At 52.7% G+C, this 17,858-nt stretch carries 18 protein-coding genes; 9 read left to right on the top strand and 9 right to left on the bottom strand.

What is annotated here, in order from left to right; translation table 11 throughout:
- Positions 1 to 2 precede the first annotated feature (2 nt).
- From yebS to O3S68_RS03515, 5 genes are all read left to right on the top strand, one after another.
- Positions 3 to 1,286 carry a membrane integrity lipid transport subunit YebS gene (gene yebS, locus O3S68_RS03535; protein WP_269230800.1) on the top strand — a complete coding sequence of 428 codons (1,284 nt, stop codon included), beginning with the start codon at positions 3 to 5 and terminating at the stop codon, positions 1,284 to 1,286.
- Positions 1,255 to 3,888, top strand: coding sequence for a PqiB family protein (locus O3S68_RS03530; RefSeq protein WP_269230799.1), 2,634 nt, complete (start codon positions 1,255 to 1,257; stop codon positions 3,886 to 3,888). The genes yebS and O3S68_RS03530 overlap by 32 nt, the downstream gene beginning before the upstream one ends.
- Before the next feature lie 78 nt (positions 3,889 to 3,966).
- A complete protein-coding gene (gene rsmF / locus O3S68_RS03525; protein WP_269230798.1) occupies positions 3,967 to 5,406 on the top strand; it encodes a 16S rRNA (cytosine(1407)-C(5))-methyltransferase RsmF in 1,440 nt (479 codons plus the stop codon).
- Between the two features lie 116 nt (positions 5,407 to 5,522).
- Entirely contained in the window at positions 5,523 to 5,762 is a 240-nt protein-coding gene (locus O3S68_RS03520; RefSeq protein ID WP_017456958.1) for a YebV family protein, read from the top strand.
- A gap of 105 nt (positions 5,763 to 5,867) precedes the next feature.
- A complete protein-coding gene (locus O3S68_RS03515; RefSeq protein WP_017456957.1) occupies positions 5,868 to 6,059 on the top strand; it encodes a YebW family protein in 192 nt (63 codons plus the stop codon).
- Here O3S68_RS03515 and pphA read toward each other — a convergent pair whose 3' ends face one another.
- Positions 6,060 to 6,704, bottom strand: a complete 645-nt coding sequence (gene pphA / locus O3S68_RS03510) for a protein-serine/threonine phosphatase (protein ID WP_045511355.1) — start codon at positions 6,702 to 6,704, stop codon at positions 6,060 to 6,062.
- Between the two features lie 173 nt (positions 6,705 to 6,877).
- Here pphA and O3S68_RS03505 point away from each other — a divergent pair, with 173 nt between their 5' ends.
- Positions 6,878 to 7,825, top strand: coding sequence for a VirK/YbjX family protein (locus tag O3S68_RS03505; RefSeq protein ID WP_269230797.1), 948 nt, complete (start codon positions 6,878 to 6,880; stop codon positions 7,823 to 7,825).
- 1,555 nt (positions 7,826 to 9,380) lie between these two features.
- Here the strand turns inward: O3S68_RS03505 and O3S68_RS03500 are convergent.
- The 3 genes from O3S68_RS03500 to yobA are packed head-to-tail and all read right to left on the bottom strand — an operon-like array spanning position 9,381 to position 10,985.
- Positions 9,381 to 9,719, bottom strand: coding sequence for a YebY family protein (locus tag O3S68_RS03500; protein WP_044489676.1), 339 nt, complete (start codon positions 9,717 to 9,719; stop codon positions 9,381 to 9,383).
- Positions 9,720 to 9,737: 18 nt separating this feature from the next.
- The gene (copD, locus tag O3S68_RS03495) at positions 9,738 to 10,610 is read right to left on the bottom strand and encodes a copper homeostasis membrane protein CopD (protein ID WP_269230796.1); all 873 of its coding nucleotides are present in this window, start codon (positions 10,608 to 10,610) and stop codon (positions 9,738 to 9,740) included.
- Positions 10,611 to 10,985, bottom strand: coding sequence for a CopC domain-containing protein YobA (gene yobA / locus O3S68_RS03490; RefSeq protein ID WP_045511347.1), 375 nt, complete (start codon positions 10,983 to 10,985; stop codon positions 10,611 to 10,613).
- A 137-nt stretch (positions 10,986 to 11,122) separates the two neighbouring features.
- Between yobA and O3S68_RS03485 the strand changes: the two genes are divergently transcribed.
- Both O3S68_RS03485 and exoX read left to right on the top strand, forming a co-directional pair.
- Positions 11,123 to 11,353, top strand: coding sequence for a DNA polymerase III subunit theta (locus tag O3S68_RS03485; protein ID WP_020454106.1), 231 nt, complete (start codon positions 11,123 to 11,125; stop codon positions 11,351 to 11,353).
- Between the two features lie 11 nt (positions 11,354 to 11,364).
- Complete coding sequence (exoX, locus tag O3S68_RS03480; protein ID WP_020454107.1) at positions 11,365 to 12,027, top strand: exodeoxyribonuclease X; 663 nt, start codon at positions 11,365 to 11,367, stop codon at positions 12,025 to 12,027.
- On the opposite strand, the gene ptrB is transcribed toward exoX, so the two are convergent.
- The 4 genes from ptrB to O3S68_RS03460 all read right to left on the bottom strand — a co-directional run bounded on the left by ptrB (position 12,009) and on the right by O3S68_RS03460 (position 15,664).
- The gene (gene ptrB / locus O3S68_RS03475; RefSeq protein ID WP_045511344.1) at positions 12,009 to 14,084 is read right to left on the bottom strand and encodes an oligopeptidase B; all 2,076 of its coding nucleotides are present in this window, start codon (positions 14,082 to 14,084) and stop codon (positions 12,009 to 12,011) included. The genes exoX and ptrB overlap by 19 nt on opposite strands.
- A 78-nt stretch (positions 14,085 to 14,162) precedes the next feature.
- Positions 14,163 to 14,822, bottom strand: coding sequence for a tellurite resistance TerB family protein (locus tag O3S68_RS03470; RefSeq protein ID WP_269230795.1), 660 nt, complete (start codon positions 14,820 to 14,822; stop codon positions 14,163 to 14,165).
- 94 nt (positions 14,823 to 14,916) lie between these two features.
- A complete protein-coding gene (yebF, locus tag O3S68_RS03465; protein ID WP_097405767.1) occupies positions 14,917 to 15,267 on the bottom strand; it encodes a protein YebF in 351 nt (116 codons plus the stop codon).
- Between the two features lie 58 nt (positions 15,268 to 15,325).
- Positions 15,326 to 15,664, bottom strand: a complete 339-nt coding sequence (locus tag O3S68_RS03460) for a YebG family protein (RefSeq protein ID WP_020454111.1) — start codon at positions 15,662 to 15,664, stop codon at positions 15,326 to 15,328.
- A 131-nt stretch (positions 15,665 to 15,795) separates the two neighbouring features.
- Here O3S68_RS03460 and purT point away from each other — a divergent pair, with 131 nt between their 5' ends.
- On the top strand, positions 15,796 to 16,974 hold the full coding sequence (gene purT, locus O3S68_RS03455; RefSeq protein ID WP_269230794.1) for a formate-dependent phosphoribosylglycinamide formyltransferase: 1,179 nt from the start codon (positions 15,796 to 15,798) through the stop codon (positions 16,972 to 16,974).
- 219 nt (positions 16,975 to 17,193) lie between these two features.
- Here the strand turns inward: purT and kdgA are convergent, their stop codons facing one another.
- A complete protein-coding gene (gene kdgA, locus O3S68_RS03450; protein WP_020454113.1) occupies positions 17,194 to 17,835 on the bottom strand; it encodes a bifunctional 4-hydroxy-2-oxoglutarate aldolase/2-dehydro-3-deoxy-phosphogluconate aldolase in 642 nt (213 codons plus the stop codon).
- Between the last annotated feature and the right edge of the window lie 23 nt (positions 17,836 to 17,858).

The raw sequence follows: 17,858 nt of genomic DNA, 5'->3' as shown, positions 1-17,858 counted from the left end.
CAATGGCACTAAAGATACAACAAATTACGCCGGGGAAAAAAATCGCCGTTCATCGCGTGGGTGAAGCGCTGCCACGCGCACATTACCAGCGCTGCCCCCAGTGCGATACGCTTTTTGCGTTACCGGTTATGAAATCGCACCAAAGTGCATTTTGCCCCAGTTGTGATGCGAAAGTTCGTGACGGACGGGACTGGTCATTAACGCGCCTCGGTGCGATGGCGGTGACTATGATCCTCTTGATGCCCTTCGCCTGGGGTGAACCGCTGCTACATCTCTATTTACTCGGTGTTCGTATTGACGCCAATTTGTTGCAGGGTATCTGGCAAATGACCGCCCAAGGCTCGCCGATCACCGGCGCGATGGTGCTGTTTTGCACCGTTGGCGCGCCGCTGGTGCTGGTTACAGCTATCGCCTATTTATGGCTTGGCAACATCCTCGGCATGAACCTGCGCCCGGTGTTGTTAATGCTGGAAAAACTGAAAGAGTGGGTGATGCTGGATATCTATCTGGTTGGCGTTGGCGTCGCCTCGATTAAAGTGCAGGACTATGCCTACATCCAACCGGGTATCGGGTTGTTTGCGTTTGTCGCGCTCGTGATTTTAAGCGTAATGACGCTCATCCATTTGAACGTTGAACAGCTGTGGGAGCGCTTTTATCCGCAACGCCCGGCGAGACGCCCCGATCCCAAGTTACTGATCTGTCTGGGTTGCCATTTTACCGGTTATCCGGACGTTCGCGGTCGCTGCCCTCGCTGCCACATTCCATTAACGCATCGTCGTAAACAGAGTTTGCAGAAATGCTGGGCATCACTTCTCGCATCATTGATCTTTCTGTTTCCGGCAAACCTGCTCCCAATCTCCGTTATTTACGTCAACGGCACACGACAAGCAGATACGATTATGTCGGGGATAATTTCGCTGGCGCACAGCAATGTTGCCGTGGCGGGTGTGGTGTTTATCGCCAGTATTCTGGTGCCGTTTACCAAAGTGATCGTGCTGTTTACACTGCTTCTTAGCATCCATTTCAAATTTGAACAGGGGTTACGCACTCGTATTTTACTTTTGCGCTTTGTGACCTGGATTGGGCGTTGGTCGATGCTCGATCTGTTTGTCATTTCATTAATGATGTCACTGATTAACCGCGACCAACTCCTCGCTTTTACTATGGGACCCGCTGCGTTTTATTTCGGTGCAGCGGTAATTTTGACTATTCTTGCTGTGGAATGGCTGGACAGCCGCTTACTTTGGGATGCACATGAGTCAGGAAACCCCCGCTTCGCCGACTGAAGCGCGTATTAAAACAAAACGGCGCATTTCGCCTTTCTGGTTGCTCCCGGTCATCGCCCTGCTCATTGCGGGCTGGCTTATCTGGAGCAGTTATGAAGATCGCGGCAACACCATCACGATTGATTTTATGTCTGCCGATGGCATTGTTGCAGGGCGTACCCCTGTCCGCTATCAGGGCGTTGAAGTCGGCACGGTGCAGGACATCCGCCTGAGCGAAGATCTGAAGAAAATCGAAGTCCGCGCCAGTATCAAATCCAATATGAAAGACGCCTTGCGCAGTGAAACTCAGTTCTGGCTGGTTACGCCGAAAGCGTCGCTGGCGGGCGTTTCAGGGCTCGATGCGCTGGTAGGCGGTAACTATATTGGCATGATGCCAGGCAAAGGCGAACCGCAGGAGCACTTCACCGCGCTGGATACGCAACCGAAATATCGCCTGAACAACGGCGAATTAATGATCCATCTTCATGCTCCGGACTTAGGGGCGCTGAACAGCGGTTCACTGGTCTACTTCCGTAAAATTCCGGTCGGGCGCGTGTATGACTATTCGATCAACACCAATAAACAGGGCGTCACCATTGATGTACTGATCGAGCGCCGTTTTACCAATCTGGTGAAAAAAGGCAGCCGTTTCTGGAACGTTTCCGGTGTGAAAGCCGATGTCGGCTTGAGCGGTGCAAAATTCGAACTTGAAAGTCTGGCGGCACTGGTCAACGGTGCAATCGCTTTTGACTCGCCTGAAGCCTCGCAACCCGCCGCCCAGGACGACGAATATGGCTTATACGAAGACCTGGCGCACAGCCAGCGCGGCGTACTGGTGAAACTCGATTTGCCGGGCGGCCAGGGATTAAAAGCCGGTTCAACACCGCTGATGTATCAGGGGCTGGAAGTGGGGCAACTGACTAAAATTAACCTCAACCCTGGCGGCGCTGTCAGCGGCGAATTAACGGTTGATCCGAGTGTGGTGAACCTGTTGCGCGATAACACGCGCATCGAAATGCACAATCCCAAAATTTCACTGAGCAATACCAATCTCAGCTCCCTGCTGACCGGCAGCACGCTGGAGCTGGTGCCGGGTGAAGGTCAACCGCGTAATCAGTTTGTTGTCCTGCCGGCGGACAAAAACCTGTTGCAGGAACCTGGTGTGGTAACCCTGACACTCACCGCACCGGAAAGCTACGGTATTGACGCCGGACAACCGCTGGTGCTCCATGGCGTGCAGGTCGGCCAGGTGCTGGAGCGCAACCTGACGAGCCAGGGCGTTACGTTTGCTGTCGCTATTGATCCGCAGTATCGCGATTTAGTGCACGGCGACAGTAAGTTCGTCGTCAACAGCCGTGTTGATGTCAAAGTAGGACTGGATGGCGTTGAGTTCCTCGCCGCCAGCGCTAATGAGTGGCTCAGCGGCGGCATCCGCATTCTGCCTGGTGCCAAAGGCGAGATGAAAAACAGTTACCCTCTGTTCGCCAATCTCGATAAGGCTCTCGAAAACAGCCTGAGCGACCTGCCAACCACCACGCTGACGCTGACGGCGGACACGCTACCGGACGTTCAGGCCGGTTCAGTGGTGCTGTACCGCAAGTTTGAAGTCGGCGAAGTGATTACCGTGCGTCCGCGCGCGAATGCGTTTGATATTGAACTGCATATCAAACCGGAATACCGCAACTTACTGACCAGCAATAGCGTTTTCTGGGCTGAAGGTGGCGCGAAAGTACAACTGAACGGTAGCGGCCTCACCGTGCAGGCCGCCCCGCTCTCGCGCGCCATCAAGGGCGCTATCAGTTTCGATAACCTTAGCGGTGCCAGTGGACGTGTGCGCAAAGGTGATAAACGCGTACTTTATGCTTCAGAAACCGCGGCTCGCGCGGTCGGTGGGCAGATTACATTACATGCATTTGACGCCGGAAAAATGGCGGCGGGCATGCCTATTCGTTATCTGGGAATCGATATCGGCCAGATTCAGGACCTGCAACTGATTACCGATAAGAACGAAGTCCAGGCGAGCGCCGTGCTGTATCCGGAATATGTCCAGACGTTTGCCCGCGCCGGGTCACGCTTCTCGGTGATCACCCCGCAAATCTCCGCTGCGGGTGTCGAACACCTCGATACCTTGTTGCAGCCCTATATCAATGTGGAGCCAGGACGCGGCGACGCGCGGCGCGACTTTGAAATTTCAGAAGCCACCATTACCGATTCCCGCTACCTCGATGGTCTGAATATCGTTGTCGAAGCGCCGGAAGCGGGTTCGATCAACATCGGCACCCCGGTGTTATTCCGCGGTATCGAAGTTGGCACCGTTACCGGCATGATGCTGGGAACGCTTTCCGATCGCGTGATGATTGGCATGCGGATCAGTAAACGCTATCAGCACCTGGTACGGAATAACTCGGTGTTCTGGCTCGCTTCCGGTTACTCGCTGGACTTTGGTCTGGTTGGCGGTGTGGTGAAAACAGGGACTTTCAACCAGTTTATTCGCGGTGGTATCGCCTTCGCTACGCCGCCGGAAACACCACTGGCGCCGAAAGCGCAACCGGGTAAACACTTCCTGCTGCTCGAAAGCGAACCCAAAGAGTGGCGCCAGTGGGGCACCGCCCTGCCGCGTTAAGCCAGCAGGCTCCGGCGTGCTTGCGCCGGAGCCTTTGTGTTACACTGCGCGCCTGTTTTTACTCCTGTGGTACGCCCCGTGGCTCAAAACGCTGTCTATCTTCCGGATGAATTTCTGGCGCAAATGCGTCAAGCCATGCCGGAACATCTCTCATTCGATGAATTTATTGCTGCCTGTCAACGCCCACTGCGGCGCAGTATCCGCGTCAATACGCTGAAAATTGCCGTTAACGACTTTCTGGAACTGGTCGCGCCTTATGGCTGGCAATTAACGCCGGTACCGTGGTGTGCGGAAGGTTTCTGGATCGAGCGCGATGATGAAGACACATTGCCACTGGGCAGCACCGCCGAGCACCTGAGCGGCCTGTTTTATATTCAGGAAGCCAGTTCAATGTTGCCCGTAGCAGCGCTTTTTGCCGACGGGGAAATGCCGCAGCGGGTGATAGATGTCGCCGCAGCCCCCGGTTCTAAAACCACGCAGATTGCCGCACGGATGGGCAACAAGGGCGCGATCCTCGCAAATGAGTTTTCCGCCAGCCGCGTAAAAGTATTGCATGCCAACATCAGTCGCAACGGCATCAGCAACGTGGCGCTGACCCATTTTGACGGACGCGTATTCGGTCCGGCATTACCAGAAATGTTCGATGCCGTTTTGCTTGATGCGCCCTGCTCAGGCGAAGGCGTGGTACGTAAAGATGCTGACGCGTTAAAAAACTGGTCTGTTGCAAGTAACCTTGAGATTGCCGCCACCCAACGCGAGTTGATCGACAGCGCATTCCACGCCTTAAAACCCGGGGGAACCCTGGTCTACTCAACCTGCACCCTTAATCGTGACGAAAACGAAGCGATCTGCCACTGGCTGCAGGCTAAGTACCCGCATGCTGTACAATTTTTGCCGCTCGGTGAACTGTTCCCGCAAGCCAGCCAGGCGCTCACCGCAGAAGGTTTTCTGCATGTGTTCCCGCAGATTTACGACTGTGAAGGTTTTTTTGTTGCCCGCCTGCGCAAAACCGCCGCGATAGCGCCGTTGCCCGCGCCGACTTACAAGGTCGGTAATTTTCCCTTTACCCCGCTGAAACCCAAAGACGCCGCGCAGGTGGCAGCAGCAGCTGCGCAGGTTGGTCTTCAATGGAGCGACGAGCTTGCATTATGGCAGCGGGATAAAGAGATTTGGCTGTTCCCGGCGCAGATCGAGCCACTGATTGGCAAAGTCCGTTTTTCGCGTATTGGTATTCGTCTTGCTGAGACCTATAACAAAGGGTATCGCTGGCAGCATGAGGCCGTTATTGCTCTCGCCGGTCTTAATAATCCGCTGGCGTTTGCGCTGACGCTCGCGGAGGCGGAAGAGTGGTATCGCGGGCGCGATATTTACCCGCAAAATCCTCCCAAAAATGATGAAGTGATTGTCACTTTCCAGGGCCAGCCTCTGGGGCTTGCCAAAAAAATTGGTTCACGTCTGAAAAACAGTTATCCCCGTGAACTGGTACGTGATGGGCGATTGTTCGCCGGTAATGCGTGACAGTGCGCTAAAAAAACGCATTTTTTTACTGGCGACTTGCTCATTGTTGTACCAGGCTGAAATGTGGGTGACCTTACTGGTCATACCACATTTTTTGACGATCAACGGAGAGCATTATGACGAAAACCAGCGTGCGTATTGGCGCATTTGAAATCGACGATGCCGAGTTGCAGGGAGATAATCAGGGCGAGCGAACGTTACGCATTCCCTGCAGTTCTGACCCGGATTTATGTATGCAGCTTGATGCCTGGGACGCGGATACCAGCATTCCCGCGATCCTGAATGGCGAACACTCGGTGCTTTATCGCGAACATTACGATCAGAAATCTGATACCTGGGTTATGCGTCTTGCCTGACCCAAAGGGAACCCGTCCGCAAGACGGGTTATTTACCTGCCTGATTTCCCCTGCCCTCATTCATCCCCTACACTTATCGTTACGTTGTACAGCGCTGAGGATGGAATGTTCGCTCTGGTTTTATTTGTTTGCTACCTGGACGGTGGATGCGATGACATCGTGGTCGATGTCTATAACACGGAACAGCAGTGTCTCATCGCAATGAACGATCAGCGAATGCGCCACGGCGGCTGTTTTCCGGTAGAAGAGTTTATCGATGGTTTCTGGCACCCGGCTAACGAGTTCAGCGATTTCTGATCACTGAAGCTGTACCAGCGTCAGTTCGCCGCCAAAAACCGCCCCGGTATCAATATAGTGCTGATTGTGCCCATCAAAACGCTGCTTAAGCGGAGTATGGCCAAACCAGAAATGATCGGCCCCCGCGATGCGATTGCCTTTACCAGCTAAAAGCTGGTTAAGCCGGTCGCGCCGCCAGAGCACGGATTCACTGTCCACCTCCTGTTCCCACAGATACTCCTCTGCCGGATAGTCTGCATGGGCAATCACATTCACCTCCTCCCTGCAGCGCAGCTCCATAATGTATGGCAATTCAGCGCAAGTACGCAGTGCTTCGAGCGCCTGTTGCTGCTGAGCTTCATCAAGCGTGCTAAACCAGGTGCCGCCATTAAGCTGCCACATCGCCATCTCGCCGTAACGTAGCGCGTCGATAGCCATCTGTTCATGATTGCCACGCACGGTACGAAACCAGGGTTTGTTGAGTAATTCAAGGCATTGCAGGCTCTGCGGACCACGATCGATTAGATCCCCGACGCAGATGAGTAAATCCTGATAGGGATCAAAGTGGCGTTCCCGTAAGGCTTGCATTAAACGCTGGTGGCAACCGTGTAGATCGCCGACAATCCAAATATGTCGCCAGTGAATGCCTTCAATACGCTGATACATATTCATCCCCCCCTCTCACCAGTATAGGAAAATCCTACTTAAATAAGAGAGAATTGTTTTTGTATCTATTTATAAATAGAACTTAAACAGAACGGAAATAAAGCTGGCAGCAAGGTTAATTTGTATTTTCCAGGCCTCTAAACTAAGCGCTCAACTTTTAGAGGTCTTTCTCCGTGTCGAATCCCAGCCTGCAAACAGAACTTAACTCAAATCATAATACGCATATTATTTCCGACCTGATAAGCGGACGTCTTGTGCCTGGTCCTATCTGGAAAAAACGTAATTACCGCTTTAAGTTTTTGTTACGTTCGCTGCTGTTCTGGTCGTCCACGAACCGGATGCTTACCGCGCTTTCGCAGCGCCCGAATTTTAGCCGCTTACTTGATGCGCAAATAACGCTGCCGAGCAAATCGCATCGCCAATATTTAACGCTCGGGTTAAATGCTTCGCAACGTGCGAATGCCATTATCAGCCACTACGCCTGGCTTGATGAAAAAGTATCGCCAAAACTGGCTGAAGCGATGAGCTCACCCGTACCGGTGCAGATTATTGAATTTACTGGCAAAGATGATGCGCGTTTTAGCGTCTATGCCTCTTGCGCCAACAAAGCTGAGCGTGAGGGAGAAGCCACCCTGTGGATGTATGATAGCGAGCAAACCTTGCTGGCAAGCGTGACCTTTAGTGTGGTGGGTGAAGAAGGCCATCGCGAGCTGGTGGTTGGTGGTTTGCAAGGCCCGCGCCGAAGCGTCAGCCATGAAGTGATTAAAATCTCAACCCGCGCCTGCCACGGCATCTTCCCGAAAAAGATGCTGCTTGAAGTCATCAGCCAGATTTCCCTGCTTTCCGGCGTTTCGGCAATTTATGGCGTCAGTGATAACGGGCACGTCTTCCGTGCGTTGCGTTATCGCCTGAGCAAAGGCCGCTATTTCCATGCCAGCTATGATGAGTTTTGGGCATCAATTGAAGGCGAAAAAGAGAGTGCATGGCGCTGGCGTTTACCGCTGCAATTCGCGCGTAAACCGCTGGAGGCGATCGCCAGTAAAAAACGTGCTGAATACCGCCGCCGTTTCGAATTACTGGACGATGTGATTGCAAAAATTAACGACTTATTTTCGGCATAACAGCATTTGTCTGTAACCGTCCAGCTAACGTGATTTGCAGACCGGGCTGGACGGTTAAAATTCGTTAGCGCCAATTCTGGTGCTTTTTTACATCCCCCTCCGGGCACCCGAAGCACTTTTCTGATGCTTTGCGCTACTGACCACCCCGGAGAAGCCCACCCAAATGTCGCTGTTTAATATTGACGCTCGCACCAAGGACTATTTCTGAGCCGCGACACATCGCCGTGCCCGGATGCAAGGTTCGCGCAAAATATCTGGTAATTATCGAGCGCTAATACCTGCAAGCCTAAAGGCAAATATCGCTATTAAGTTTATTAAAGGAATCAATCTCCCGACGGTATTCTGCAATCGTAAACGGGTTTTAACAATAAAGACACTCTGTCGTCGCGAGGACTTGAAACCGATAATCAGATGATTGGGTTCTGCGGAAATAAATCGGATGCCAATTCTACGGCCAAGTTCAGTCTCTCCTGAGATGACACCGCAGTTATAAGAATCTCCCGCATATTCGTGTTGTGAAATGTCAGGGAAAGATACTGGTTTTGTAAAATCAATATTGTTATCACAAAACCCTATCAACATTTCCTTTGCCTGTTGATTGTTTGGGTCTTTTGCCAGAATTTCCTTTACGGACTGACACCATCCCGGGACCAGGTCACTTTTCTTAAAAAATCGATGACAGCCTTCTCCAGCTCATTGCGCTGTATATCGCCCTGACCATAAGCCACGCAAGCGAATAACATGGCTAATGCCATCTTTATTTTCACAACATGTGCACTCCCTTGAATGAAAAGTCGGATCATCTTATCGGTTATATCGTCGTGATATTGAGTTTTTTATAACTACTTTCGGTATGTTGCAGCCGTCATGCGAAAGATATAGCGAGCTCTATTCACTTTGACTTACGCGGGTTGCCGGCACATCAGGGAAGTAATGATGTTCTGGAAGTGCAGCTTATTGCTGGACCAGGGCAAGCAAGTCAAAAGCTTTCGCCAAAACGAAACTGCATCGAGTGAAACCATTAACGGCCCCCTGGTTCAGAACCTCTGCTGAGTAGGCGATTTATCTTCTGTGCCTCGGAAAACCGTAAGCCCGAGGCACGTGACGGTTTACCCTGGCTTACTGGCAGGCTATGTGATGCCGCGCATGGAGGACACATTATTCTGGTCATAAAAACTTCGTAATGACAAAAAAATACCTGGACGTACGCGGTGCAGAATATGTTATGGTTTGTGGCGATGCACGGTTTTGGGAATTTTCATGACGAGATTAAGAAACCTGCATAACGTAGAGATAAAAAAAGACCGAACACGATTCCTGTATTCGGTCCAGGGAAATGGCTCTTGGGAGAGAGCCGTGCGCTAAAAGTTGGCATTAATGCAGGCTAAGTCGCCTTGCACTTTAAGAATAGATGACGGCGTCAGGTTTTCCAGTCCGCGACAAAAGTGGTCAGAAAAATTGGGTTACCGTCACGCTTATGAAAAGTAAAAACCGCAAGGCTTGTGTATTCAGGCTTGCGGTTTTTTATTGTGGATCAGCGGATTAACGCTGGCTTTTAACAAAGCGTCTCAGCTCGCGTAATAAAAGGCGCAAGGCTCATCTTTTCACCAGGTTTGGCGGGATTATCGATCTGAATAATGCTAATCGGCTGAGCAATAGTCTTACCGCTGGCCACCTCTTTTTCAGCAACGTCATTCAACGGGTATTGCACCAGCGTGCTGGGGTTGATGGCATACAATGCATGACCTGGCCGGCAGGTCAGCATGACTTCCTCACGGTTAAATGCCCATTTGTCTTTGCCAATCTCAAAGCGGCTTACGGTAATGACCTGCGGCGAAGCCAGTGCCGTACCTGAACATGCCAGCATTACCAGAACTAATAAACTCTTCTTCATTTTTCCCGCCAGGTTCATTCAAAAAGGTTCCCATGTTGCAAACAAACTTACCGCTGCCAGCACCAGTGCGCCCAGCCCGACTTCAACCCAGGTCAACGCGATAAAACGTTGCCGCGCGGTGTCGCTTTGCTGATTCAGCTGCGGCACCAGAACATACCGATTCATCACAGCAATTACTACCATCAGCGCCACAAGCGCACATTTCAACAATAACCCCTGCCCCCAGTGGCTCTGCCATGGCCAGACCAAACCCTGGATTAAGAGTGTATTGATAACGCCAGTGAGGATCACCCCTGCGACGGCGAAATGACCGTACAAGGAAAAGCGCACCATGGTGGCAATTGCCGCCGCACGCCAGCGACCATGGGCCAGTTTCATGCAGAATAATACGGGCAATAACCCGCCCAGCCACATTGCGGCACATAATAAATGCAAGGCATGATTACCCCGCTGCACCACGCCCATCGCGCCTTCCCGCATCGCGGCATGCCCAGTGCCAGCGGCCAGGACAAACTGCAGGATCACCAGTAGCAGTATTTTACGTTGCTGTAGCGGTTGCATAAGCACGACAACAAGCGCCAGACACGCAGCAACAACTTGCCACGCCAGCACGGCTCCGGTTTGCGTGCCAGCAACTGCCAGCCAGATTTCAGTACGCACTACATCAGGCCAGCCATCGCCCATTACACCGCCCTGCGCGGCAAACATCGCAGCTGCACTTACTGCGGCAAGCCATAAACAGCCCCGCTGCCAAAAAAGAAAGCGTTGCGCGAGAAGGCGTTGCAGACTGCCCGGCGCGAACCACACGCTGAATAACGTGCAGCCAAATACCAACATCAGGGCCGCAAAATGCACAAAGCGCAATCCCACCAACACGGCTGCTAACATCATTCACTTCACGGAAAATGCGTATTGGCCACTGGTTTTGTGGCCGTCAACCGAAACGACATGCCAGTTAACGGTATAGTTGCCCGGCGGCAGCGACTCCTCCAGTGGAACAATCATCTGCTTGTTGTCATTCTCATTGCGCTTTACTGCGCCAGTCTTGATAATTTGCTGCTGTGCGTTGGTCACCGCGATGCCGCTAAATTTAGGCTCAATGCCTTCAGAGAAATTCAGCGTTAATGCTTGTGGTGCGGCGGTAACAGCGGCGTTGGCGGCAGGATACTGCCCTTTAAGATGGGCATGCGCCAGAACAGCAGGCGTAGCGAACAGGCTGACTATCAATGCGATGGCTCGCCAGTGGCGACAGGATGCAACAGGCATATTGTTCATTCCTTTTAGTTATGCATATGGCACAAAGAATAACGCTGTACAATAATCGCGTCGAGTATCATCGTCGGCGCGCTTGTCTTTCTGCAACAGGCTTAGTAACTTTTGCCGCGTGAACCCAGGAGAACATCATGATTACCAATCTAGCGCAGCTCGAACAACAAGAGATGGACAAGATCAACGTCGACCTTGCTGCGGCTGGTGTCGCGTTTAAAGAGCGTTACAACATGCCGGTAATTGCCGAAGCCGTTGAACGCGAGCAGCCGGAACATCTGCGGAACTGGTTTAGAGAGCGGTTGATAGCCCACCGTCTGGCCTCCGTATCGCTCTCCCGCCTGCCTTACGAGCCCAAAGTGAAATAATGGAGCCGGGCATGTTACGCGTTATCGATACCGAAACCTGCGATTTACAGGGGGGGATTGTTGAAATTGCCTCCGTTGATGTCGTCGACGGGCAGATCGTCAACCCGATGAGCCATCTGGTACGCCCCGACAGGCCAATCAGTCCGCAGGCCATGGCGATACACCATATCACCGAAGCGATGGTCGCTCATCAGCCGTGGATTGAGGAGATCGTACCGCACTATTACGGGAGCGACTGGTATGTGGCGCACAACGCCAGTTTTGATCGCCGGGTGCTGCCTGAAATGCCAGGGGAGTGGATTTGTACCATGAAGCTGGCGCGCCGCCTGTGGCCCGGCATCAAATACAGCAATATGGCGCTGTATAAATCCCGCAAGCTGAGTGTTCAGACCCCTGCCGGATTGCATCACCACCGGGCGTTATATGATTGCTACATCACCGCTGCGCTGTTGATCGACATTATGCAAGTGTCTGGCTGGACACCCGATCAGATGGCCACAGTAACCGGACGCCCTGCTTTGCTGACAACATTTACGTTTGGTAAATACCGGGGGAAAGCCGTCTCTGAAATTGCCGATCGCGATCCGGGCTACCTGCGCTGGCTGTTTAACAACCTGGAGCGCATGAGCCCGGAACTACGCTTAACCTTAAAACACTACCTGGGCGAAGAGTAACCGTTCCCTTTTCCGGGTAATGTTCCCTGCGCCAGGGCGATTAAGAACGCATATTCCAGCGCAACACCTTCGTAGGATTTAAACCGGCCTGATTTCCCACCGTGCCCGGAATCCATATCCGTGCACAGCAACAGCAAATTATCATCGGTTTTATATTCACGCAGTTTCGCGACCCATTTTGCAGGTTCCCAGTATTGCACCTGCGAATCGTGAAGTCCGGTCGTTACCAGCATATGCGGATAGGCGTGCGCGGCAATATTGTCGTACGGGCTATAACTTTTAATGTAGTGATAATAGGTCTCATCCTGCGGATTGCCCCACTCTTCAAATTCCCCGGTGGTCAACGGGATCGACTCATCAAGCATGGTGGTCAGGGCATCGACAAACGGCACCTGGGCAATGACACCATGGAATAGCGTTGGACGTTGATTAATCACCGCGCCCATCAGTAATCCACCTGCACTGCCCCCCATGCCGTAACAAAACAGGGGCGAGCCATAGCCCTGCGCCAGCAGGCTGTCAGTGACATCGATAAAATCATTAAAGCTGTTTTTCTTGTTGAGGAACTTCCCGTCCTCATACCATGAATGGCCCAATTCACCGCCGCCGCGAATATGCGCGATAGCGCAGACAAATCCACGATCCAGCAAGCTAAGCCGGCTGCTGCTAAAATCTGCGTCCATACTGGCGCCGTAAGAACCATAACCATACACCAGTAACGGATTCTCACCTTTGCGGAAATGTTTATGGTTATAAACCAGCGACACCGGTACTTCGACACCATCTCTGGCGTGGATCCACAGGTGTTCGCTGCGATAATCGCTGGCATCAAACCCTGCCACTTCCATTTGTTTCAGAACACGCCGTTCTCCGGTATCCATATCCAGTTCAAACAGCGTGTCCGGCATGGTCATTGATGAATAGCCATAACGCAGGCGCGATGTTTCCGGTTCCGGGTTGTAAGCAAGCCAGGTGACATAGGCGGGATCATCAAACGCGATGCCGATAACTTCCCGGGTTTTGCGGTTAATCTGGCGCAAACTGGTCAGGCCGCGCTGGCGTTCTTCCACAACCAGCCAATCAGTAAACAGCGTAAACCCTTCAAGCATCACATGCTCGCGCGCCGGGATCAGCACTTCCCAGCGCCGTTCATCACGCACTTTGGTGCGATACAGACCAAAGTTTTTACCATCACGATTGGATCGCAAATAAAAGGTGTGCTGGTAGTGATCAAGGCTATATTCGTGATCTTTGCGCCTCGGCAGAAAACGCAACGGCTGAGCGTCTGGCAGTTCGGCATCCAGCAGGAGTACTTCACTGGTGGTCGCGCTGGCGAGATGAATAGTAATGTAGTGCTGGGAGGTGGTTTTACTCAGGCCAACATAAAAGGTCTCGTCCTGCTCTTCATACACCAGTTCATCCTGTTGCGAAGGCGTGCCAACGGTGTGTCGCCAGACCTGGTACGGCAGTAATGTTGTGGCATGTTTGCGCACATAATAGAGCGTTTCTGAATCGTTAACCCAGACAAATTCCGGCGAGACATTATCCAGCATTTCCGGATACCAGTTGCCCGTCTCAAGATTGCGAAAACGCAGACCATACTGTCTGCGGGAAAGATAATCTTCAGCAATCGCCATAATGGTGTTGTCGGGTGAGACTTCCATGCCCCCAAGGGTATAGAACTCACTGTGTGAGGCACGCTGGTTGGCGTCCAGTAACACCGACCACTCATCCCACTCGGAACTGAGAACCGACTGACGTTGATAAATCGCATATTCGCTTCCCGGCTCGTAGATGTGCCGGTAACGATAGCCATTTTTGATATAAGGCGCGGAGACTTCGCGCTGCGGTATTCGCGAGATAATTTCTGCCAGCACGTCGTCCTGTAACGCTTGCTGGGAAGCCATCACTTCTCGCCCGTAATCATTTTCCTGATGGAGGTAATCCAGAACATCTGGCTGCGAGCGCGTATCGTCCCGCAGCCAGTAATAGTTGTCGATACGCGTATCACCATGCATTGTCATGGCGTGCGGGATTTTTTTTGCTTTTGGCGACATAGCACAATTCTTATTTGGTTTTACATACCTATAAGGGTGGCAAAACCCACGCGCGATGCAAGCGAAACGTAATTTAAATCATGAGCTAAGCGCTAATTTCTGCTTTTTGAGATCCGCCTCGATATCTTCTCGCACATCTTGCGGAATTTTTAACGCATCGCCCAGCGCATTCAGATAGCTGCGCTCCATAAAATGATCGATATCGATAACGGCGCAGCTCAGGAAGTAAACTTCCAGCGCTTCTTCTTCGTTTTGCACTCCCTGCGCCAGACGCGCGGGGTCCAGCGGCTGGTCTATAGCATTCGCTACCAGTTGCTGCCCTTGCGCTTCCACACCTGCTTCACGCAACTGCTGTTCTATCGCCGCACGTTCTTTATCATCAATGTGTCCGTCGCTTTTAGCGGCGAACACCAGCGCCAGGATAAGCCGCTCAGTGCGGACATCCAGAGGCGTATTGTACTGACCAAATTGCGGCTCACCTTGATGCGCATCCCGGATGCGATCCTTATACTTATTCCACAACACGCTGCCCGCAACGGCGCCCCCACCCACCAGCAAAGCACCGGTGCCATATTTCGCAAGCAGTTTGCGCGATGATTTACTGGCGACCAGCAGACCCGCCAGGCCACCTAATGCACCCGGTACCAACAAATTGTTGAGCCCCTGGCCACCGGGAGACGGCGTCTGCGTATCACCTTTTTGACCAAGCAATGACTGCAGTTGATTTAACCAGCTCATAGAACCCTCGCTTATCATGACAGTTGTGCGCACAGAGTAAGCGAGGGGGATGTCAGGAAGTGTCTATATCTGAAAAGAATGGGAAAATGCGGTGTTACGATCGCGGCTGATACTCTGCGGTTCCGCCTTTACAATCGACAGTCACTCGGTAGTGAAGGTCCGCGCTTTTCCCGCGTACGGTTAACGGCACAACCCATTTATCATTCTTGCCGGTAATTTCCTTCGGATTGACCCAGGCGACCGGATCGGCCTGACCCAGTTTCTTTTGATCATCAGCCCATCGGACAATGCGATTCTGCAGATAATCCCGCTTAACACTGGCGGCAATGCCGTCTGCCTTGAGTCCCTCGCACGAGGGAAATTTCACCGACTTATCCGTAACGGCATGCGCCGCCATACTGCCTGCCAGCAAAAGTAACCCGGCGAAAACTCCTGCTATTTTCATGCTTATCTCCTGGTTTTTACCCCTTCAAAGCATGGTACAAATTGCTGGCAGTGCAAGGTCAGGCGACTTTCACGCGCTTCGCTGCAGTTTTGATATCCACAGCGTCAGTCGCTTCCGAATCAGAAGAGTCGACCGGCGCTACCGCTTCTTCAGCTTCCGTGCCCGGTAATTTGCCTGATTTCAGTATGCCGTTAAGCGCCTCTTTTTGCTCAGCAAGCCACAGCGCCATCTGATCGCGCGCGTTGTCTTCCAGATCTACCGGCCCTGTTGCAAGCCAGTCACCAAGGACTTCGGCCAGATCGAGCATCTTATCGTAAGCATCGGCTTCCTTTTTACTGGCAAAAGACATTTTTTCCTCACCTTCACGAATGACTACGTATTTAACTTCTACCGCCATGATGCAGCCTCATTTAACTGTGTATTTATACAGTATAGTAGCGCGATGAAAAAACCACCGCAAGTGATAAAAGACAGACGCAAACGTTTTCGTTTATACTGCGCGCAAATTTTTTCTAACGGTACAATGCTATGACTCTTTTAGGAACTGCGCTGCGCCCCGCAGCAACACGCGTGATGTTATTAGGCTCTGGTGAACTGGGCAAGGAAGTTGCCATCGAATGTCAGCGTCTGGGCATTGAAGTGATTGCCGTGGATCGCTATCCCGATGCACCTGCGATGCATGTTGCGCATCGTTCGCATGTGATCAATATGCTTGATGGCGCGACGTTGAAGGCACTGGTTGAACAGGAAAGACCTCACTTTATCGTGCCGGAAATCGAAGCTATCGCCACCGATACGCTGATTGAGCTGGAAGCGCAAGGTCAGCATGTCGTCCCCTGCGCACGCGCCACCAAGCTAACGATGAACCGTGAAGGCATCCGCCGCCTGGCGGCTGAAGAGTTACAACTACCCACCTCCAGTTACCGCTTTGCCGATAGTGAAGCTGCATTTCAGCAAGCCGTCGCGGAGATAGGTTTACCTTGTATTGTAAAACCGGTGATGAGCTCCTCCGGTAAAGGGCAGAGCTTTATTAAAAGCGCCGATCAATTAGCAAGCGCCTGGGAATATGCCCAACAAGGCGGCCGCGCCGGTGCCGGGCGTGTCATTGTTGAAGGTGTGGTCAATTTTGATTTTGAAATCACATTACTGACCATCAGCGCCGTCGACGGCGTTCATTTCTGCGCGCCGGTCGGGCATCGCCAGGAAGATGGCGACTACCGCGAATCCTGGCAACCGCAGCAAATGTCGCCCCTGGCGCTGGAGCGCGCGCAAGCTATCGCCAGCAAAGTGGTGCTGGCGCTTGGCGGCTACGGCCTGTTTGGCGTTGAGCTTTTTGTTTGCGGCGATGACGTTATCTTCAGCGAAGTTTCCCCGCGCCCGCACGATACCGGCATGGTGACCTTGATTTCGCAGGATCTTTCCGAGTTTGCCCTGCACGTCCGCGCGTTTCTCGGCATGCCCATTGGCGCTATTCGTCAGTATGGTCCTTCCGCTTCGGCGGTGATCCTGCCGCGCCTGACCAGTCAGAATGTCACCTTTGATAAGGTGGACAGCGCCGTAGGTGCTGGCGTGCAGTTGCGTCTGTTTGGTAAGCCGGAAATTGCGGGCTCCCGCCGTATGGGTGTCGCGCTGGCCGTAGCAGATAACGTTGAAAAAGCGGTGGAATATGCCGTTGCGGCGGCGGCGGCGGTGAAGGTCAGCGGGTAAACAGACTTCCCGACAGGTTGCATTGATTGCTTCCTGAAGGCGAACAAATCCCTCACAGCCGCATCTGCATCTGCCGGCCCCCTGAGAGTTAAATCGGGGGGCAATAAAGCAGAATCAGTCACTTGGTGGCCGTCACCCTGGACGAGTGAGAGAAAAAAAAGCCCGGTTGGCATGTATGCGACCGGGCTTTTATCAGGCGGGCTTTAACCCCGCCGAAAATTACAGCTTCGCGCCTTCAACAGCTTCGCGAGCCAGTTTAGTGATGCGATCGTAATCACCTGCTTCCAGCGCATCAGCTGGCACCAGCCAGGAACCACCGATGCACAGCACGCTTTTCAGCGCCAGATAATCACGGTAGTTAGCCGGAGAAATGCCGCCAGTCGGGCAGAAACGAACCTGCGAGAACGGACCCGCAATCGCCTGCAGCGCTTTGGTGCCGCCATTAGCTTCCGCCGGGAAGAATTTAAACTCTTTCAGACCGTAGTCCATACCCAGCATCAGTTCAGAAACGGTGCTGATCCCCGGGATCAACGGGATAGTGCCTTCGGTCGCGGCTTTCAGCAGCGGCTCAGTCAGGCCTGGGCTGATGGCGAACTGTGCGCCAGCGGCGGTCACTTCTGCCAGTTGCTGCGGATTCAGCACGGTACCAGCACCGATAATCGCGTCAGGCACTTCCTTCGCGATAGCGCGAATAGCGTCGATAGCGCAAGCCGTACGCAGAGTCACTTCCAGAACGCGAACACCACCTGCCACCAGCGCTTTCGCCATCGGTACGGCGTGCTCCAGTTTGTTCACTACGATTACCGGCACTACCGGACCCGTTTTCAGGATTGCTTCTGCACTCGTTTTCCAGTTTTTCATCAGTGTTTTTCTCTCGCCAGAAC

The organism is Kosakonia sp. SOY2 (assembly GCF_027109175.1).
Lineage (GTDB): Bacteria > Pseudomonadota > Gammaproteobacteria > Enterobacterales > Enterobacteriaceae > Kosakonia.
Note: the sequence above shows the minus strand (reverse complement) of the source record. Positions and strands in the feature narration are given on the sequence as shown.

What these genes read in the sequence shown, in the direction of transcription:
- O3S68_RS03520 (WP_017456958.1), top strand. Translation starts at nt 5,523, where the DNA reads ATGACGAAAACCAGCGTGCGTATTGGCGCATTTGAAATCGACGATGCC.
- O3S68_RS03500 (WP_044489676.1), bottom strand. Translation starts at nt 9,719, where the DNA reads ATGAAGAAGAGTTTATTAGTTCTGGTAATGCTGGCATGTTCAGGTACG.
- yebS (WP_269230800.1), top strand. Translation starts at nt 3, where the DNA reads ATGGCACTAAAGATACAACAAATTACGCCGGGGAAAAAAATCGCCGTT.
- yobA (WP_045511347.1), bottom strand. Translation starts at nt 10,985, where the DNA reads ATGCCTGTTGCATCCTGTCGCCACTGGCGAGCCATCGCATTGATAGTC.
- ptrB (WP_045511344.1), bottom strand. Translation starts at nt 14,084, where the DNA reads ATGTCGCCAAAAGCAAAAAAAATCCCGCACGCCATGACAATGCATGGT.
- purT (WP_269230794.1), top strand. Translation starts at nt 15,796, where the DNA reads ATGACTCTTTTAGGAACTGCGCTGCGCCCCGCAGCAACACGCGTGATG.
- pphA (WP_045511355.1), bottom strand. Translation starts at nt 6,704, where the DNA reads ATGTATCAGCGTATTGAAGGCATTCACTGGCGACATATTTGGATTGTC.
- O3S68_RS03460 (WP_020454111.1), bottom strand. Translation starts at nt 15,664, where the DNA reads ATGGCGGTAGAAGTTAAATACGTAGTCATTCGTGAAGGTGAGGAAAAA.
- kdgA (WP_020454113.1), bottom strand. Translation starts at nt 17,835, where the DNA reads ATGAAAAACTGGAAAACGAGTGCAGAAGCAATCCTGAAAACGGGTCCG.
- O3S68_RS03515 (WP_017456957.1), top strand. Translation starts at nt 5,868, where the DNA reads ATGTTCGCTCTGGTTTTATTTGTTTGCTACCTGGACGGTGGATGCGAT.
- copD (WP_269230796.1), bottom strand. Translation starts at nt 10,610, where the DNA reads ATGATGTTAGCAGCCGTGTTGGTGGGATTGCGCTTTGTGCATTTTGCG.
- O3S68_RS03530 (WP_269230799.1), top strand. Translation starts at nt 1,255, where the DNA reads ATGAGTCAGGAAACCCCCGCTTCGCCGACTGAAGCGCGTATTAAAACA.
- yebF (WP_097405767.1), bottom strand. Translation starts at nt 15,267, where the DNA reads ATGAAAATAGCAGGAGTTTTCGCCGGGTTACTTTTGCTGGCAGGCAGT.
- exoX (WP_020454107.1), top strand. Translation starts at nt 11,365, where the DNA reads ATGTTACGCGTTATCGATACCGAAACCTGCGATTTACAGGGGGGGATT.
- O3S68_RS03470 (WP_269230795.1), bottom strand. Translation starts at nt 14,822, where the DNA reads ATGAGCTGGTTAAATCAACTGCAGTCATTGCTTGGTCAAAAAGGTGAT.
- O3S68_RS03485 (WP_020454106.1), top strand. Translation starts at nt 11,123, where the DNA reads ATGATTACCAATCTAGCGCAGCTCGAACAACAAGAGATGGACAAGATC.